Consider the following 15874-nt stretch of genomic DNA (forward strand, 5'->3'; position numbering starts at 1 on the left):
ATCACTCCATCACGGCGCTGTGGTCCATCGCCGGAGCGACTTTCGGTTTGCGCAACAGCAGCACGAGCGGAATGACCGCAAGCGACATCAGCATCAGCAGCTTGAAATCGTCGATATAGGCGATGACAGTCGATTGCAGCGTGATCAGTTCATTGAGCGATGCCCGACCGGCCGCCGTCAGCGGGCTCAGCCCCTGCGCCGCCGCCGCCTCGAAGGCCCGGTTGAACGGTGTGACATAGGCGGCAATGGTCTCGTGATTTACCTGGGCGTTTTCGACAAGGAGCGCCGATACGATCGAGATGCCAACACTCGAACCAATGTTTCGCGACAGGTTGTAGAGACCGGTTCCGTCACCGCGCATGTGCGCCGGCAAGGTCGAGAAGGCGATCGTCGTCAGCGGCACGAACAGGAAGCCAAGGCCGGCGCCCTGAACGAAGCCGACGGAAATGATCGTCCACTGCGAGACATCGGGCGTCCAGCCAGTCATGGCGTACATCGCCCAGGCCGTCAGCCCGAGACCGAGCACCAGCAGCACGCGCGTATCGACCTTGCCGATCAGCCTGCCGACGATGAACATGCACAGCATGGTGCCGAGGCCACGCGGTCCCATGACGATGCCGGCGGTCATGACGGGGTAGCCCATCAGTGTCTGCAGATAAGGCGTCATCAGTGCCAGCGAGGCGAGATAGGTGATGCCGATCACGAAGATAAAGAGCATGCTGACGCTGAAATTTCGGTCCAGAAACAGCTTCGGATTCACGAACGATTTCTCAGCCGTCAGCGTATGCACGATCAACAGGTAGAAGGCCGCGGCGCAGACGATCGCCTCGATCATGACCTCGCCGGATGCGAACCAGTTCAGCTGTTCGCCGCGGTCGAGGAACAGCTGCAGCGATGCAATGCCGAGACTCATCATTCCGAACCCAAACCAGTCGAGCTTCGCCAGCACATCCAGCTTCGTCTCGGTGACGTAGATCACGATACCGGCAAACGCCAGCGCGCCAATCGGCACGTTGATGTAGAACACCCAGCGCCAGCTGATGTTATCGGTCAGCCAGCCGCCGATCACAGGTCCGAGGACCGGCCCGACCATGACCGAGACGCCAAATAAGGCCATGGCCGAGCCGCGCTCCTCGACACTATAGATGTCGAGGAGGATGCCCTGAGAGAGTGGAACCAAAGACGCGCCGAAGAGGCCCTGGAGAAGTCGGAAGGCAACAATCTGAGGAAGGCTTTGAGCCAAGCCACACAAGACCGAGGCAACGACAAATCCCGCGATCGCCGCCAGCAGCACCCGCTTGCGCCCGAACTTCGCGGCCAGAAAGCCGGACGGCGGCGTCATGATCGCAGCCGCCACGATATAGGAGGTCAGAACCCAGTTGATCTGGTCAGCGCTCGCCGAGACGCTGCCCTGAATATAGGGCAGCGCGACGTTGGCGATCGTCGTGTCCAGCGCCTGCATGATCACGGCCAGGATGACGCAAGCCGTGATCGCGGCGCGATTGGCTACCGGGGTGGCCGGCGATGATGCAGCGTTACTCATGGTCCTTGCCGCCGGAGCGGCCCAAAAGCTTGGAAACGAAATCCGGAAGACCGCGGGTACGACCCGTATCGACGTCGACGACCGTGCTCATGCCGACGCGAAGCGGCGGCTTGCCGGCGGTGTCATCGATACTGACCCGCATCGGAATGCGCTGCACGACCTTGACCCAGTTGCCAGTCGTGTTCTGCGCCGGCAACAGCGAGAAGCTCGAACCGGAGGCCGGGCTGATGCTCTCGACCTTGCCCTTCCACTCCACGCCCGGGTAGGTGTCGACATAGATCGTCACCGGCTGACCGGGCTTGACATAGGTCAGTTCCGTTTCCTTCGGGCTCGCGGCGATCCAGAGGTTGCTTGCCGAAACCAGCGAGAAGGCCTGCGTGGACGCCTGCAGGTAGGAGCCCGGCTGCAGCGCGTTGACGTTTGTCACGATGCCGTCGAACGGCGCCTTGACCACGCTGTGGTCAAGTTCGCGCCGCGCATCGTCCACCTTCGCCTTGGCTTCGAGATAGAGCGGATTGTGTTCTACCGGCTGGTCGGCATTGCCGCCGAGCTGCGCCAGCGTCGCTGCCGCTTCGGCCTTGGCAACGGCAACCTTCTGATGGCCGGCGTCGAGATTGTGCTTGGCCTGGTCATAGGCAACACGTGTCGCAGCCGAGCTGTTCAGGAGGTTCTGCTGGCGGTCGAACTCCGTCTGGTAATACGGAATATCGGCTTCGGCCTGTGTGATCTCGGCAAGCGACTGCTGATAGCTGGCCTTCAGATTGAGGATCTGGTTGCGCACGGCGCCAAGCTGCGCCTGCGCACCGTCGAGTGCGATCCTGAAAGAATCCTGGCGCAAGCTGAAGAGCGCCTGGCCCCTCGCGACGGCCTCGTTCTCGTGCACGTTGATCTGGTCGACGATACCGGAAACGTCGGTCGTCAGGCCCACCATGTCAGCCTGGACATAGGCATTGTCGGTCGACATGATCTGACCGCCGTTGACGTAGTAATAGCCACCGATGACGAGCGCGACCGGCAGCAAAGCGAACAGAACGGGCCGCGTGAGGCTGCGCCGGCGGCGGACCTGAGTGCCGCCGGGCGCAGCCACCGCAGTAGCGGGCGCTGAATTGGATGAAGGCGCCTCAGCTACTGTTTCCTCGCGAGGGGAAGTGTCATTTTCTTCAACTGGGTTTTTGGCATTTGCGTCGGCAACGACGCGCAGGGAGGACTTCTCAGCCATGTCTGGTCTCATGTTCGGCTACCGGGGTTCGGCAGGCCTGCACTAGGTTCGTCTTCATTGCGGATAGGATGTCGAACAGCTGGTCCCGCTGCTCGGGAGGGATACTCTGGAATGCTTCGCTGCGTGTCAGCTCACCGAGTTCGCGCATCTCAGCGAGCAGTGGATGTGCTTCCTCGCGCAGATAGAGAAGCCAGATGCGGCGATCGGTCGGATGCTGACGGCGCTCGATGAGCGCGCGGTCGGCGAGTTTGTCAACAATGCGGACAAGTGTCATCGGCTCGATTTCCAGGATCTCGGCAAGCCCGCCCTGGTGGATTCCCTCGTTGCTACGGAGGTACGCAAGCGTCTGCCATTGCGACCGCGTGAGCCCAAGGCAACGCGCGCGCTGCTCGAACCGCTTGCGAAGCAGCCGTGCAACGTCGTGCAACAGGAAGCCGAGAGTAGGATTGCCACTCATGACAGACAGCACCGATAATTGATAAGCACACTTATAATATGCCTAGATATATTAAGCGTTTGCAGATGCACAATAGGCTCCCTCCCAGATTCCGCAGCTGCGGCCAAAATGCCGCACTGGAATACGCGCAGAGATTTCGGAGGGTTTTGGAAATTGCAACCGGTTGGCATTTGCAATTTCGATCGGCAGCCGTTTAAAGTAGAAATCCAGAGGGTTATCGGAAATGCAGTGGTCTCGGTCGGCCGGTTTTCTCGATGACAAGCACGCCTGCGCGGCCGACCGCCGCGATCGTAAATTTGCAATGGCATAGGTGAATGAGGGCCAGCGCCCTTGTTTAGCGACATCAAGACATGAATCGCATTCGATCAGCATAAGCGACGGCGGCGCTTGCGGCCGTCCGGATAAGGAAACCGCCATGCCTTCCTCCCTTCGACGTCTGCTGACTATTGGCACCTTGGCTCTCCTGCCGTTCAACGCGGCGATGGCGCAGCAGCCAGCCTCCCCCCCTCCCGTTTCCGTCGCCAAACCTGTCGTGCGCGATGTCGTCGACAATGACGAGTTCATTGGCCGCTTCGAACCGGTCGATCAGGTATCAGTGCGCTCGCGTGTCGGGGGCTACCTGCAGGAAGTGCATTTCACCGACGGCGCACTCGTCAAGCAGGGCGATCTGCTTTTCGTCATTGACCAGAGGCCGTTCAACACCGCGCTGAACGAAGCGAACGCGGCACTGGAGGTGGCCAAGTCCACGCTCGTCTACGCCGAGGCTCAGTTCAAGCGGGCCGAGAGCCTGGCGACGAGCGGCAGCCAGTCGATATCGATCCTTGACGACCGCCGGCGCGAATGGGTTTCGGCACAGGCGAACGTCCGCGGCGCGCAAGCGACGGCTGATCGCGCGGCACTCGACCTCGAATATACGAAGATCACCGCCCCGATCGGCGGGCGCATCGACCGCCGGCTGATCTCCGTCGGCAACTTGGTCCAGGCCGACCAATCGGTGCTGACCACCATCGTTTCGGTGGATCCAATCGACTTCTACTTCGACGTCGACGAGCGCCGCCTTCTTAACTTCGCGCAGACTGCCCGCGAGCGCGGGGTTGATCTGCAGGAGGGCGGCGGCGGCGTCGAGGTCCAGGTAAGGATCACGGATTCGAACGAAAAGCCATTCAAGGGCAAGCTGGACTTCGCTGAAAACCGCATCGACAGCGAGACCGGCACGAAGCGCATACGCGCTCGCTTCGACAACCCGAACTATGTGCTCCAGCCGGGCCTATTCGGTCGCGTTTCTGTTGAAGCGTCGAACGTCTACAAAGCGATCCTCGTCCCCGACGAGGCGATCGGTTCGGACCAGAACCAACGCGTTGTCTATGTCGTTGGAGATGACGGGACTGTCACGGCAAAGCCGGTCCGCCCCGGCCCGCGCCTTTATGGTTATCGCGTGATCCGTGAGGGCATGGACGGCAACGAGACGATCGTCATCAATGGCCTCCTGCGGGCACGCCCAGGCTCCAAGGTGACGCCGCAAGTGGTGGAGCTTCCGCAAAGCCGCGAGGAAATTGCGCCAGAAGCCGCCGGCTTGGAGCTCAGCCGATGAGATTTGCGCACTTCTTCGTCGACCGCCCGATCTTCGCCTCGGTGCTCTCCATTGTGCTGCTCATCGTCGGCGGCATCGCCTATTTTCAGTTGCCCGTGGCGCAATACCCCGAGATTGCGCCACCGACCATCGTTATCCGCACCTCCTATCCCGGCGCTGATGCCGAGACGATTGCCAATACCGTCGCGACACCGGTCGAGCAGGAGGTCAATGGCGTCGAGGACATGCTTTACATGTCCTCCTATTCGACTGCTGACGGCTCGATGGCACTGACCGTGACCTTCAAGCTCGGCACGGACCTCGACAAGGCGCAGGTCCTTGTCCAGAACCGCGTTGCCATCGCCGAACCACGCCTTCCCGAAGAGGTGCGGCGCATCGGCATCACGACGGCAAAGAGTTCGCCCGACCTGATGATGGTGGTGCATCTTTTGTCACCGAACTCTCGCTACGATCAGCTTTACGTCTCCAACTACGCGCGCACACGCATCCGCGACACGCTTGTTCGCCTTGACGGCGTTGGCGACGTCATCCTGTTCGGCGAGCGCGAGTATTCACTGCGCATCTGGCTCGATCCGCAAAAACTGTCGGCCTACGGCATGACCTCCGGCGACGTCGTCGATGCGCTGCGCGAACAGAACGTGCAGGTCTCCGGCGGCTCCATCGGCGGACCGCCGGCTGCCGGCACCAACGCCTTTCAATATACCGTGACGACCCAGGGACGTTTCTCGGATGCACGACAATTCCGCTATGTCATCGTCAAGGCGACCGCGGAAGGGCGTCTCGTCCAGCTGCAGGATATCGCCCGCATCGAACTCGGCGCCAAAGACTACGTCACAAATAGCTATCTGAACGGCAAGCCGGCCGTGGCGCTCGGCATTTTCGCGCGTCCCGGCACCAATGCGCTCGCGGCCGCAGCCGAAATCAAGAGGACGATGGACACTGTCGCTCAGGATTTTCCGCAAGGTCTCAGCTACGACATCGTCTACAACCCGACTGAATTCATCGCGGAGTCGATCAACGAGGTCTACAAGACGATCGCTGAAGCCGCCCTGCTCGTCGCCATCGTGGTTCTCATATTTCTACAGTCATGGCGAACGGCAATCATCCCCATCGTCGCCATCCCGGTCTCGCTGATCGGCACCTTTGCCTTTCTGCTCGCCTTCGGCTTCTCGCTCAACATGCTGACGCTGTTCGGCCTGGTGCTGGCCATCGGCATCGTCGTCGACGACGCGATCGTCGTGGTCGAAAATGTCGAGCGCAACCTAGCAAAGGGAATGACGCCGCGGGAGGCCGCGCATGTGACGATGAACGAAGTCGGCACGGCAGTCGTTGCGATCTCGCTCGTCCTGATCGCCGTCTTTGTGCCGACCGCCTTCATCCCCGGCATCTCGGGTCAGTTCTATCGCCAGTTCGCGGTGACGATCTCGGTCGCCACCGCAATCTCGGCGCTGAACTCACTGACCCTCTCGCCGGCCCTTGCTGCGCTGGTGTTGAAGCCCCACGAGGAGCACGAGAAGCGTCGCAATCCGATTGCGCGTTTCGCAAGCGCGCTTGCGAACGGATTTAACAAAGGGTTCGACAGGTTGAGTGCGGGCTATTCATGGATCGTCCGTCACACGGTGCAGACGGTTGCCGCACGATTCCTCGCCCTCATCGTCTTTGTCGGTCTGCTCGGCGCGACATACTATATGAGCCGGATCGTTCCGGGTGGCTTCGTCCCAGTGATGGACCAGGGCTACGCCATTGTCGTCGTGCAACTGCCGGACGGTGCAGCACTTTCCCGCACCGACGCGGTTGTCGAACGCGCTTCGGAAATTATCCGCAACACACCAGGCGTGAAGAATGCCGTAGCCTTCTCGGGCTTCAGCGGCGCGACATTCACCAATGCCTCCAACTCCGGCGTCGTCTTCGCCGCCTTCGACACCTTCGAAAACCGCCTGGAGCACGGGCAGACGGCGTCTACGATCATTGGACAACTCTACGGGAGCCTACAGGCAATCCAGGAGGCCTTCATCATCGCTATCCCGCCGCCGCCGATTTCCGGTATCGGCAATGCGGGCGGCTTTAAGATGCAGCTTATGGATCGCGAAAGCTCCGACATGCGTCGCATTCTTGGCGTCGCCTATCAGCTGATGGGCATGGCCAACCAGACAGAGGGCCTGACGGGTGTCTTTACGACGTTCTCCGCCAACAGCCCGCAGTACTTCCTCGAAATCGACCGCGACAAGGCGCGTACGCTAAACGTACCGATCTCCAACATTTTTGATACGCTGTCGATCAATCTCGGCACATCCTATGTCAACGATTTCAATGCTTTCGGGCGTGTCTACCAGGTGCGGGCCCAGGCCGACCAACAATATCGCGTCGAGCGGGACGACATCCTCGCCCTGAAGGTAAGATCCGCCACCGGCGCACTCGTCCCGCTTGGCACGCTGGTCGATATCCGCGATACCAGCGGCCCGTCGCTCGTCCAGCACTATAATATGTACGTGTCCGTACCCGTGCAGGGCAATGCCGCCCCCGGCGTTTCGACGGGCACTGCATTGGACAAGATGGAGGGCCTTGCCAAGCAGCTACTGCCAGCAGGAACAACCTTCGAGTGGACCGAAATCGCCTTTCAGGAACGGAACACCGGCAACACGGCGATCTATATCTTCGCCCTGTCTGTCGTCTTCGTCTTCCTGGCACTGTCGGCGCAGTATGAAAGCTGGGTCCTGCCGCTTGCCATCATCCTGATCGTTCCCCTTGCGATCCTGGCTGCCTTGATCGGCGTTCACCTGCGCGGGATGGACAACAACATCCTGACGCAGATCGGGCTGATCGTGCTGATCGGTCTGGCAGCCAAGAACGCCATCCTGATCGTGGAGTTCGCGAGACAGGCGCAGGACGAAGGCAAATCGGCCGTCGAGGCCGCGATCGAGGCCAGTCACCTCCGTCTGCGGCCAATCCTGATGACCGCCTTCGCGTTCATCTTCGGCGTCGTGCCGCTGATGATCGCCACCGGCCCCGGCGCCGAAATGCGTCAATCGCTCGGAACGGCCGTTTTCTCAGGGATGCTTGGCGTAACGATTTTCGGCCTGTTCCTGACACCCGTCTTCTACGTCGTGCTGCGCGCGCGCCGGCGAAAACCAGTTGCGCAGACCGAGACCGCGCCGCCCTCCGAGGAGACTGCCACCGAAACCTCTTCATGAAGGGCGCCGCTCGACCGCGTTCTGTTTGAGCAGGTCTGACGACAGGATCTTGCGGAGCGGCTTCTCGACAAGCTCGTAGGCTGCGGCTCCGAGGATCGTGCCTCCTATGACGGCGATTACGATCGTCGGCGTTGCCGACATCCCGACTGCGCCTGCAGCCTTGACGATCACGGAGATCGCCAGCGTGTGCCAGAGGTAGATCGAATAGGAAGCATCACCGAGATAGGTGAGAAGCGGTACGCGGCCTATGCTGCCACCCGCCTCGAGGGACACCATGCCGTAAACCAGGGCCATGGCGAGCGGCCCGCAGATTGCTTCATCGAAATCGGCACCGATCAGGAAGATGGTGGCAAATCCGGAGAGCGATGCGCCGACACAAGCAAGCCCCAGACTGGTGCCCGCAATCCAGCGTCGGATCCACAATTCCGCCAGGAAGACCCCCCCGAGGAATTCCAGAATGATCGGCCGCGTATAGGTGCTCAGCACCGGCGATGTGGGCTCGAAGAGAAGGCCGATCAGGAAAAAGCCACCGAAAATCACCGTCAGATAGGCCAACCGCCAGCGACGCGGCAGGAAGAGCGCCCCGGCAAACAGCACGTAAAAGAACATCTCGAAATTCAGCGTCCAGCCCTGAACGAGGACCGGCCAGATATCACCGGTGCTCGGCGACTGGGCAGGAATGAAGAAGAGTGAGGCAATGATATGGGCGCCAGTGAGCTTCAGGTTCGGGAAGAGGCCGATCACCGCGCCGGCGATCATCGCGCTCGTCACCAGCCAGTAGGACGGCGCGATGCGACGAAAGCGATCAAGCAGGAAACCCTGCGGCGTCATCGGTCGGCGATCGCTGATGACCCACATGATGAAGCCGCTGATGACGAAGAAGACGTCGACGCCGGCGGCGCCAATGGCGAAATGCTCACCGGACTTTTCCGCCGCATGGAAGACCACGACGGCAAGTGCCGCAAAGGCGCGCAGATATTGGATGCCGTAAAGTGTCTTCATCCGGATTCCTCGGAAGACCGGTCCAGGCCGGTCGAAAATGCAATGACGTTATTCAGTGACGGGCTCTGGCGACGTCTGTCGTTGCCATAAGCTCACCGCCGGTCGGCGGCGCGCTGTCGCCAGCTTGCCGGCGGCAAAGTAGAAAAGAAACGTTCCGACGTTGTATGGGGTCAGAATGTCGATCTCGACGAAGGAGCGGATCGTCAGCAGCACCGCGATCGAAAACAGCAGATAGGATTCATCGTTCCTGAAATCCTCGATGACCCGGCGCAGGTGCCCCCACAGAACCCGCAACAACATGACGGCAAGAACGATGACGCCCGTGAGCCCCAGCTCGACGGCCGTTTCGATGTAGGTGTTGTGGAAGTGGAAGCCGCTGCGCGATCCGATGAAGAACTCTTCCCACAGCCGCTCCGGCTCGGAGAAGCCCTGGACCCAATAGGCCTGGTAGCCGATTCCCAATACCGGGTTCTGCTTGGCCGCCTCGATCCCCTGCTGCCAGAGATAGGTGCGGCCGGTCAGCGTGGAATCCTTGCCGAAGATGCCGAGAACGGCATCGACCGCCCCCAAGTAGACACCAGCAACGGCGAGGACGATCACGGCGACGCCGCCGCCGATCACCAGCAGCTTGCGATGGTCGGGGGCAAGGGCGAGGACGACGCGCAGCCCCATCATCAGGGCGATCACGACGGCTGTCGTCAAAACCGACGTCGCAGACTGGCAGGCGATGAGGCAGTAGGCCGATAGCAGCCCGACCACGCCCGACGCCGCCATCCAGAGGCGTCTTTCACCGAAGATGAAGACAGCCGCAAAAGAGACGATCAGGCCAAGCGACGCATAGAAGCCAAGCTGGTTCTTCGAGGCGAAGGCCCCCACAAAACTGAAGGTGCCATCCAGCGGATCGTACTCGTAGTAGCCAAACAGCAGCGAATACACGAGAACGATCCCGACGCCCGCGACCATCCCCACCGTCAGGGTTCTCACATCGAGCACCCGCACCGCGATCAGGGCGCAGATGACCTGCGTCAGATACTGGATGCTGGCGCGAAGCGAAATGCTGGGAACCGCCGACCAGAAGACCGACAGGAAGGCAACTGCAGCAAAGGCATAGATCCAGAGGTAGCGACCATGGCTGCCGAGCACCTTCTTGTAGTCCACAGCGATGAGCGGCAGCCAGAGCGCATAGTAAAGCAGGATCGCCGCCTGCCCGAACTTGATCGAGTAGGCGAAGCAAAAAAGCGACAGCGCCACGGCGGGGATGGCATAGGCCGCGTTCCCGCCGGGCTGGATGAGCACCGATTTTGCGATCCGCATTGCGGCCTCGTTATCGCATGTACAATCCGGCGGTGATCTTGATCAGGTCGCCGGGCTGCAATGCTGTGTTTTCCTGAACCGGAATCTCCTTCGCCTTCCCGTCGACCTCGCGGATGATCGAATAGGCGATGCTGGCAGCACCGCTCGTCGTGTCGAAGCGTGCAGCATCAGTCGACTGCGTCAAGGCTTCCGACATCAGCGAGTTGCTGGTGTTCAGCTTGAGATTGAGTTCGTCGAGTTGGGCGTCGGCATTCTGAAGTTCCTGGGCAAGCTGCGCATCCCAGTCGTTCCGAAGCGTGATCTCGTCCTGATTGGCCTTGCTGATATCCTGCTTGGCCTTCAGCGAATTGGTATCGATATCGAGGAGCGTCGCCTCGGTGTCGGCAGCGCGCTGCTCGGCCGCCATCTTGCGGGCACTGAGCGCAAGACCCTTTTCTGCCAGATCCTCGACCTTGTCGCGATCCTCCGTTGCCAGCTGCAGCTGCCGCGTCTGCGTTTCGGTCTTCTTGGCAAGAGTCTCGACTTCGCTTTGCAGCAGTTGCTTGAGGTCAGCAAGCGCCTGAAGTTGCAGCGTCAACCGCTTCTTGCGCGTGTTCAGGAGGGCTGTTTCGCTGTCAAGCAGGGCCTTGGCCTCCGGCTTGTCCTGAAGCTCCTTCGGCATTTCGATCGTATCCTGGTTCGCGGTCTCGGCGCGCAGCCGCGCCTGCTTCACCAGCAGGCGTGCACGGTCCGCCATGTAGACGACAGCGTCACCCTTGGCGTTGATGAAGTCGCGCGCAAACCGTTGCCCGGCATCCGCACGGCGCAGACCGCCGGCAAGGCTCACGGCCTTTACGACCGTGAGATTGGGCGCAAACGGGTATTCGCCGGGCTTTTCGACGTCGCCTGACAGATAAACCGGCCGGAATTCCGACAGTTCCACCGAGGCAGACGGCCGGTCCTTCAGAGCAAATTGCTTCTGCAGAGCCGAACCGATCTCCTGGGCGATCGCGTCCGTCGTTTTGCCCGATGCGGGCATATCGCCGACGAAAGGCAGGGAAATGCTTCCTGAAGGCCCGACCGTGTAGTCCCCACTGACGACCGACCAGTCGCGGATGCTGCCATCCGCGGTCTGCCATTCGGCCACCCGGATCTTCAGCTTGTCCATGATGCCGAGACGGTAGTCGTCGGCGCCAGCAAGCGATGACGACGCCAGAAAAGCACCAAATCCGGCTGCGAAAACAATACCGGATCTTAGCGTGCGACGTCGTCCGGCCCTGCCGTCAAGAAAGCGTTTTTCCATGTACCTTCCCCGTGTTTCAGCACGACAAGCCGCAAGGCGTTGCCGCGCAGTACTCTTTGGGTTTGAGATGCGGCTTAGTAGCTGCCGCGTTGAGCGCATACCGCCGGGATTGTGCGTGCGATGATCACGACATCCCGAACCAGCGACCAGTTTTCGACATAGTGCGTGTCGAAGGCGACGCGGGTTGCGTAAGAAACGTCATTGCGTCCGCTGATCTGCCAGAGGCCGGTCAGGCCAGGGCGGGACTGCAGATAATAGACGGCCGCATTCTCGTACATTTCGAGTTCGTCTCGAACGACCGGACGCGGACCGACGACGCTCATTTCGCCGCGGATGATATTGAAGAGCTGGGGCAGCTCATCAAGACTCAACTTGCGTAGAACGGCACCGACGGCAGTGACCCGGGGGTCGTCCTGCAGTTTGCGCGTTGCACGCCACTCTTCCATGGCCTTCGGATTGTTGCGCAGGTACTCCTGCAGAACCTTGTCACCATTGGTGACCATTGTCCGAAACTTCAGGCAACGGAACTCTTGGCCATTATGGCCGATGCGGCGATGCCCGTAGAAGATCGGCCCCCTGTCGGAAAGCTTCACAAGCAACATCACCATCAAAAAAAGCGGGCTCAGAAAGATGAGCCCGAGGCAGGCGGCGGACATATCGAATGCCCGTTTTGCGATCCCGCCAGTCGGCGGAAACACGCTCTGATGAACTACGCCATAAAATGGCGAACTGTCCGATCTCGTCGCAGACTTCATAGAGGTAACTCCACTTATGTTTGCCGTTTGGTCGGGTAGGCTCAGGTGGTCGGGTAGGCTCAGGCCGCTTGGCCAGCGCTGACGAATTCGAAGTGTATGAGGTGATTTTGTTTTTTTAAGCCACAATTTTAAGACCGAGGCTTTACGACGTGTTTTTACAGCCGCCGTTCAACTTTTTTGTTTTTAAGATTTTGCTGAAACAGCTATACAATTCTCTGGCGATCTGGAAATAATCTCTGCGTGTACCAATAAAAGTCTCGGCCATTGCTATGCGCACCAAAGATACTGAAGTCTAGGTCCTTCGGGCATGGTGCTGACAATTGGTGGTTTGCATTGGCGGCTTCTGGAAAAGCGGCGGATTCTATTTGTCGAAAGAACCCGTTTATTGCATTGCACCATCAATTTTGCACTGCAACAGCTAACCGTTTGAATTTAAAACTTTGTAATAAAAGTTGAACGCATAACCGCTCTTACCCACCCCATATGACCGACATTGTGGCACTAATAGATACGTGTATTGCCTAATTGTGCGCAACCAAAGATGTGCGTAATATTTTTTAATCATCTTTCGCGAAACCGATGGAACGGTGGCAGCACGTGGCATTTTTACCAATAGCCGGAAGAAACCTTTAAGATCGTCGCTGTACTACCCATTTCGCAGACGCAAAAAACGTCTCCAGAGCTTCAGTTGAAACAGGAAGTCCTGTAAAACATTTATCCTAGGAAGGATCCTGGTGGCGCTTTCGTCTTCAATGATTGTTCGTTGAACGAAGCTCCGATGGAGGAGGCGACGATGTATGCACCTCGCGTTATCTTCAGCATGCTCGGCGCATTGGCCGTATTTGCTGTTGCGACGTATTGGCTGAGCGGTTCTCTGACCGGCACCGCGATCAAGACGGCGATTTGTGCCGTCCTGCTTCAGACCGGCTACTTCGGCGGCATCCTATACCTCGTTTGGAAGGAAGCCCGGAGCCGCACGATTCGCCCCGCAGTGAAGCGCGAAGAGGCGGAAAAGCTGCCTGTCAGGCCGTTCAACGGCTCTGAACCGTTCAACCGCTAAGCGTTGCGATTCGCGGCGCTGCCGTGGCTCTCCAACATCGAGAGCAGCCCGCGTTCGTAACATCATTTGAACAGCCGACCGTTGTCCGCCACATTTTGACGTCCTAGTTGTTGGGGGAAACAACGGAGGTAAAGCGTGGCAAAAACCGCAAGCATTTGCGTCATCATCGCTGCCAAGAACGCAGCGGACACCATCGAAACCGCCGTTAGATCGGCCCTTCGGGAGCCGGAAGTGGCCGAAGTGGTTGTCGTCGATGATGGCTCCAGCGACGGCACGGCAGAGGCTGCAAAACGTGCGGATGACGCCAGCGGCAGGCTGAATGTCGTCAGATTCGACCAGAACAAAGGGCCGTCCGCCGCCCGTAACCACGCCATCGACATCTCTTCGGCACCCCTGATCGCAATCCTCGATGCGGACGATTTCTTCTTCGATGGCCGCTTTGGCCGGATGCTCGCGGAAGACGACTGGGAGTTTGTTGCCGACAACATCGCGTTCGTCGACGCCGATACGGCGAGCCAGGCGCCCCAGCGGCTTCAGCAATTTGCCGAAAGTCCGCTCTTCCTCGACCTGCCCACCTTTGTCGATGGCAACATTTCTAAGCGTGGCGTCCGCCGCGGCGAAATCGGCTTCCTCAAGCCGATCATGCGCCGGGCCTTCCTGGACAAGCATGGCTTGCGTTACCGCGAGGAGATGCGGCTTGGAGAGGATTACGACCTCTACATCCGCGCCCTGGCGCTCGGCGCGCGCTACAAGGTGATCCACAGCTGCGGCTACGGCGCTGTCGTGCGCGGAAATTCGCTCAGCGGCACCCACCGCACCGAAGATCTTCGCCGCCTTTACGAGGCCGATCGCGCGCTCCTGACGTCATCGAGATTGCCGCCAGAGGCCGCAGAAGCCGTGCGTCGGCATGAGCGCCATGTGCGCGGCAAATATGAACTGCGGCGGTTCCTCGACATCAAGTCGCAATCAGGCCCGCTGGCAGCAATCGCCCACATCGCAACGCACCCGGCGGCGTTCCCGTCTGTCGCGGCAGGCATCCTGATGGACAAGACGGAGCGGATGCGCAATCCCGGTGGCGTCTCCGTCACCGCGCAGGGCAATGGCTTGCGATATCTTCTGAGCGCCCCGGCCAAGTAGCCGGGGTTCGACTATCTCGAGAACTTGCCGGCAGCCAGCTGCAGCGCGCTCTGAAGCAACCGGGGATCGCGCGCTGCCCAGCGTGCGAGCAACCTGAAATCTGGCGTCTTGCGACGACGCAGAAGCCCGATCTGGCTCCAGATCGCCTGCTTACGCGCGGTGTTCTTGTGCGCCTTGATCGTCGCGACCTCCTGCGGTCGGCGCGAGAAGCGGCTCTCCAGTAGGTCGAGTGCCATCCAGGTGATGAACTGCTGCTTGAGAAACTCCGGTGAGGCGTTGTCGACACCGTGGAAGATGTTGATGCCTTCCCCGCGCAGCGCTCCCGGCTCTGCACAGAGCAGCACCTGTTTCGCCGCGATGATGCAATCGCAGAAGAACAGGACGTCCTCGGCCGCCAATCGCAGGGCCGCATCGAAACGCACCTTTTCGAACAGCGGTCGGCCGATGACCATGCAGGACATGTGCAGGAAGGCCCAGTTCTTCAGCATGACGCCGGCGAGATCCGGCACCTCGAGGATCAGCGGCTTGTCCAGCAGACGCCGCGCCCCGTCTTCTCTTACGAGCGCGGCGATACCGAAGTGATAGTCGAATTCCTCGCCCCCTTCGATCGACGCCCAGTAGCAGTCGCCACCGAAAGCTTCCATCGCGTTGGCCGCATTCGCCAGATGATCGGGTGTCCAGACGTCGTCGGAGTCGAGAAAGGCAACATACCGCGTCGCTTCCGGGACATGATCGAGACCGGTGTTTCTGGCTCCCCCTGGCCCAGCGTTGGGCTGCGCGATCACCGTGACGCGCGCCCTGTCCTTTTCCGACAGGCGAGCCAGATCCGCATCGGGAGAGCGTGGTGACTGGTCGTCGACGACGATGACATCAACATCCTTGAAGCTTTGCGAGAAGACCGACGCCAGGGCGCGGCTGAGGATGCCGTCCTGACGCTGGTAGAACGGGATGATGATCGTGAAGGCCGCCATATACTCTCCTTGAGATACGCGAAGTGATGTTTCCACCCCAGCGCATCTAGGGGTGATTGAAAGCCAAGCAAGTCTGCTGCACTGCAAAATGATGACGTTCATTTCGGCCGAAGTTTGTCAAAGCGGATTGGTAGATCGGATCAGAGCCATCGTATCGAAACGAAACGGCTGCCCGGTCTCCGGTCGCAATTCGGCCACGATCGGAGCGGTTCGTCAGCCTCGCGTTGTAACAATCGTTCACCAGTCAACAAAAACTTTTGCCCTGCGTGGCGAGGGAAAAAGCCAGAAATTGATGAATATCATCATGTTATGAAATGCACTGCTGTCGTTGACGTTCAGGACGATTCGGGCA

General features: G+C 59.8%; 13 protein-coding genes. 4 read left to right on the forward strand and 9 right to left on the reverse strand.

The window, feature by feature from the left end; translation table 11 throughout:
* Position 1: 1 nt before the first annotated feature.
* Genes WGT02_RS17240 through WGT02_RS17255 form a run of 4 tightly spaced genes read right to left on the reverse strand, consistent with a single transcriptional unit; the run spans position 2 to position 3636 of the window.
* Positions 2–1543, reverse strand: a complete 1542-nt coding sequence (locus tag WGT02_RS17240; RefSeq protein WP_208249822.1) for a DHA2 family efflux MFS transporter permease subunit — start codon at positions 1541–1543, stop codon at positions 2–4.
* Positions 1536–2762, reverse strand: a complete 1227-nt coding sequence (locus tag WGT02_RS17245) for an HlyD family secretion protein (protein WP_208249821.1) — start codon at positions 2760–2762, stop codon at positions 1536–1538. Before WGT02_RS17245 ends, WGT02_RS17240 begins: the two co-directional genes overlap by 8 nt.
* Entirely contained in the window at positions 2755–3219 is a 465-nt protein-coding gene (locus WGT02_RS17250; protein ID WP_024317317.1) for a MarR family winged helix-turn-helix transcriptional regulator, read from the reverse strand. Before WGT02_RS17250 ends, WGT02_RS17245 begins: the two co-directional genes overlap by 8 nt.
* A gap of 51 nt (positions 3220–3270) precedes the next feature.
* Entirely contained in the window at positions 3271–3636 is a 366-nt protein-coding gene (locus WGT02_RS17255) for a hypothetical protein (protein ID WP_208249820.1), read from the reverse strand.
* On the opposite strand from WGT02_RS17255, the gene WGT02_RS17260 reads away from it, so the two are divergent.
* Together WGT02_RS17260 and WGT02_RS17265 are read left to right on the forward strand one after the other, a co-directional pair.
* Complete coding sequence (locus WGT02_RS17260; RefSeq protein ID WP_024317318.1) at positions 3635–4810, forward strand: efflux RND transporter periplasmic adaptor subunit; 1176 nt, start codon at positions 3635–3637, stop codon at positions 4808–4810. The two genes, WGT02_RS17255 and WGT02_RS17260, sit on opposite strands and share 2 nt — an antisense overlap.
* Positions 4807–8001: an efflux RND transporter permease subunit gene (locus WGT02_RS17265; RefSeq protein WP_024317319.1), complete on the forward strand. Its 3195-nt coding sequence runs from the start codon at positions 4807–4809 to the stop codon at positions 7999–8001. Before WGT02_RS17260 ends, WGT02_RS17265 begins: the two co-directional genes overlap by 4 nt.
* On the opposite strand, the gene WGT02_RS17270 is transcribed toward WGT02_RS17265, so the two are convergent.
* From WGT02_RS17270 to WGT02_RS17285, 4 genes are all read right to left on the reverse strand, one after another.
* The gene (locus tag WGT02_RS17270; RefSeq protein ID WP_208249819.1) at positions 7996–9003 is read right to left on the reverse strand and encodes an acyltransferase; all 1008 of its coding nucleotides are present in this window, start codon (positions 9001–9003) and stop codon (positions 7996–7998) included. The genes WGT02_RS17265 and WGT02_RS17270 overlap by 6 nt on opposite strands.
* Before the next feature lie 48 nt (positions 9004–9051).
* Positions 9052–10317 (reverse strand): O-antigen ligase, encoded by a 1266-nt coding sequence (locus tag WGT02_RS17275; protein ID WP_024317321.1) that lies wholly within the window; start codon positions 10315–10317, stop codon positions 9052–9054.
* A gap of 10 nt (positions 10318–10327) precedes the next feature.
* Positions 10328–11599, reverse strand: coding sequence for a polysaccharide biosynthesis/export family protein (locus tag WGT02_RS17280; RefSeq protein ID WP_024317322.1), 1272 nt, complete (start codon positions 11597–11599; stop codon positions 10328–10330).
* A gap of 74 nt (positions 11600–11673) precedes the next feature.
* Positions 11674–12354: a sugar transferase gene (locus WGT02_RS17285; protein WP_024317323.1), complete on the reverse strand. Its 681-nt coding sequence runs from the start codon at positions 12352–12354 to the stop codon at positions 11674–11676.
* Between the two features lie 793 nt (positions 12355–13147).
* On the opposite strand from WGT02_RS17285, the gene WGT02_RS17290 reads away from it, so the two are divergent.
* Positions 13148–13414, forward strand: a complete 267-nt coding sequence (locus WGT02_RS17290; protein WP_024317324.1) for an exopolysaccharide production repressor protein — start codon at positions 13148–13150, stop codon at positions 13412–13414.
* Positions 13415–13549: 135 nt separating this feature from the next.
* A complete protein-coding gene (locus WGT02_RS17295) occupies positions 13550–14551 on the forward strand; it encodes a glycosyltransferase family 2 protein (protein ID WP_024317325.1) in 1002 nt (333 codons plus the stop codon).
* 11 nt (positions 14552–14562) lie between these two features.
* Here WGT02_RS17295 and WGT02_RS17300 read toward each other — a convergent pair whose 3' ends face one another.
* Positions 14563–15522, reverse strand: a complete 960-nt coding sequence (locus WGT02_RS17300; protein ID WP_208249818.1) for a glycosyltransferase family 2 protein — start codon at positions 15520–15522, stop codon at positions 14563–14565.
* Positions 15523–15874: the final 352 nt, after the last annotated feature.

The organism is Rhizobium sp. T1470, assembly GCF_042140505.1.
In the GTDB taxonomy this organism is placed as follows: domain Bacteria; phylum Pseudomonadota; class Alphaproteobacteria; order Rhizobiales; family Rhizobiaceae; genus Rhizobium; species Rhizobium favelukesii.